At 66.2% G+C, this 585-nt stretch carries 1 protein-coding gene; it reads left to right on the plus strand.

The window, feature by feature from the left end; all coding sequences use genetic code 11:
• Positions 1-98: 98 nt before the first annotated feature.
• The coding region (locus KB201_RS25315) for an AMP-binding protein (RefSeq protein WP_307848136.1) at positions 99-585 on the plus strand (487 nt) is incomplete at its 3' end.

The raw sequence follows: 585 nt of genomic DNA on the forward strand, positions 1-585 counted from the left end.
TCGAGGGTTGGTCGCGTGGTGTGGAGGTGGGGTTGGGGTGGTCGGGTCGTTCGGTGGGGTCGGTGGTTGCTGAGCGGGTGGGGTTGTCGGTGGGTTCGGTGGCGGTGCGGGTGGGTGGTCGGGTGGTGTCGTATGGGGAGTTCGGTGGGTTGGTGGGGGGTGTTGCGCGGGAGTTGTCGGGGTTGGGTGTGGGTGTGGATTCGGCTGTGGGTGTGGTGATGTCGCGGTCGTTGGAGTTGTTGGTGGCGGTGCATGCGGTGGTGGCTGTGGGTGGTCGGTATGTGCCGGTGGAGGTGGATGCGCCTGCGGAGCGGGTGGGGTTCATGTTGTCGACGGCGGGTGTGGGTGTGGTGTTGGTACGGGCGGGGGATGTGGGTGGGGGGAGTGTTGTTGCGGGGGTTGTGGGTGTTGGGGGTGTGCGGCGTGTGGTGGTGGATTGTGGTGAGGGGGTGGGTGTTTCGGTTGATGGTGTGGTGGTTGGTGAGGGGTTGGGTGTGGGGTTGTTGGGTGAGGTGGTGTCGGGTGTGGGGGAGGTGCCGGGTGGTGCGGGTGTGTACACGTTGTTCACGTCTGGGTCGACGGGTC

This window comes from Gordonia sp. SCSIO 19800 (assembly GCF_018132775.1).
GTDB lineage: Bacteria > Actinomycetota > Actinomycetes > Mycobacteriales > Mycobacteriaceae > Gordonia > Gordonia hongkongensis.